The 1,592-nt window shown below is 59.1% G+C and carries 2 protein-coding genes and 1 pseudogene; all 3 read right to left on the reverse strand.

The genetic code is table 11. The features are described 5' to 3' along the window. Positions 1–437, reverse strand: a pseudogene (locus QZ326_RS13265) (electron transfer flavoprotein subunit alpha/FixB family protein); the annotation flags it as partial. A 121-nt stretch (positions 438–558) separates the two neighbouring features. Then, positions 559–1,359 carry an acryloyl-CoA reductase electron transfer subunit gamma gene (acrB, locus tag QZ326_RS13270; RefSeq protein WP_295746137.1) on the reverse strand — a complete coding sequence of 267 codons (801 nt, stop codon included), beginning with the start codon at positions 1,357–1,359 and terminating at the stop codon, positions 559–561. Between the two features lie 150 nt (positions 1,360–1,509). Further along, positions 1,510–1,592 (reverse strand): acyl-CoA dehydrogenase family protein (locus tag QZ326_RS13275; protein WP_295746140.1); only part of this gene is annotated, 83 nt, incomplete at its 5' end.

The raw sequence follows: 1,592 nt of genomic DNA on the forward strand, positions 1-1,592 counted from the left end.
AGGAACTGGATGTAGTTGGCCACGTCGATGTCCAGGTGGGTGCAGTCCGCGCACAGGCCGGTGTGCAGGCGGGCCGCGCAGCGGGGCGCCAGGTCACGGCCGATGTTGGTGGCGCCGATCAGGAACGCCTCGGGCTTCAGGTCCTCGATGACGTCGCAGATCACCTTGGCGTAGGCGTCGGTGTTGTAGACGGCCAGCTTCTCGTCCTCGCAGACGTAGACCTTGTCCGCGCCATAGCCGCCCAGCTCTTTGGCGGCGGCCTCAATGCCCTTGCCGCCCAGCAGCAGTCCGCAGACATTCACGCCCAGCTCGTTGGCCAGGTCGCGGCCCTTGCTGATCAGCTCGAAATCGGTGGGCATCAGCTTGCCCTCGCGCTGCTCGCAGAACACCCATACATCCTTGAAAGCAGCGATATCCGCGCTATTAAAAGTAGACATATTCATTTACACCTCTCTGCAAAGTAGTGTTACGTTGTCGTCGCTTCGGCCTGATTTATCACCAGATAATCAGAGCGAGTTAAAGTTCTTTTGCTTACTTTTCTTTCAAGTAAAGTAAGTCTCAGATGATGTGCTTGGCGGCCAGAATGCCGGCCAGCTGCTCACAGGTCTCCTTGCCGTCGCCCTCTAACATCTGTCCGGCGCCCTTCTGGGGCGGGGTGAAGCTCTTGAAGATGTTGGTGGGAGAGCCCTTGAGGCCAATGGTGGTGGCGTCGATGAGCCTGTGGTCTTTCAGCTTCTCGTAATCGAAAGTCTCCAGAGGCTTGGAGTAGGTGGCGTAGATGCCGCCGATGGACATATAACGGGGGTTGTTCAGCTCCTTGATGCAGGTCAGCAGGCAGGGAGTCTGGACCTTGATGGTCATGTAGCCGTCCTCCAGCATCCGTTTGACGGTGACATTCTCCCCGTCCTTCTGGATATCGGCGGCGTAGGTCACCTGGGGCAGGCCCAGCTTCTCGGCAATCTGGGGACCCACTTGGGCGGTGTCGCCGTCGATGGCCTGGCGGCCGCACATGACAATGTCGTCCTTCTCCACGCCGATGGTGTCGATGGCGGCGGCCAGAATCTGGGAGGTGGCGTAGGTGTCGGACCCGCCGAACTCACGGGCGGACACCAGCACGCCCTCGTCGGCGCCCATGGCCATCAGCTCCCGCAGCATTCCGGCGGCGGGGGGCGGACCCATGGTCACCACGGTGACCTTGCAGCCGGTGGCGTCCTTGAGCTTGAGAGCGGCCTCCACGGCGTTCATGTCGTCGGGGTTGGTGATGGTCTGCATGGAAGCCCGGTTCAGGGTGCCGTCAGGATTGACGGCCACCTTCCCGGAGGTATCAGGCACTTGCTTGACGCAAACAATGATCTTCATACTTGTTTTCCTCCAAATTTATTTTGAGTCCCAGGATAAAGCAGAACTCTCCCACATAGGGAAGTGAAACGCTGCCGCCGCTTCGGCCCGGTTCATTTCCGGACTGCCGCAGCGTGCGAAAGTTCTTTTGACGGCTTTCTTTCAAAAAAGTCACAGTCCCATATTCGCGGAAATAACAATGCGCTGGACCTCGGAAGTGCCCTCGTAGATCTCGGTGATCTTGGCGTCCCGCA

Source organism: uncultured Oscillibacter sp. (genome assembly GCF_910587525.1).
Lineage (GTDB): Bacteria > Bacillota > Clostridia > Oscillospirales > Oscillospiraceae > Oscillibacter.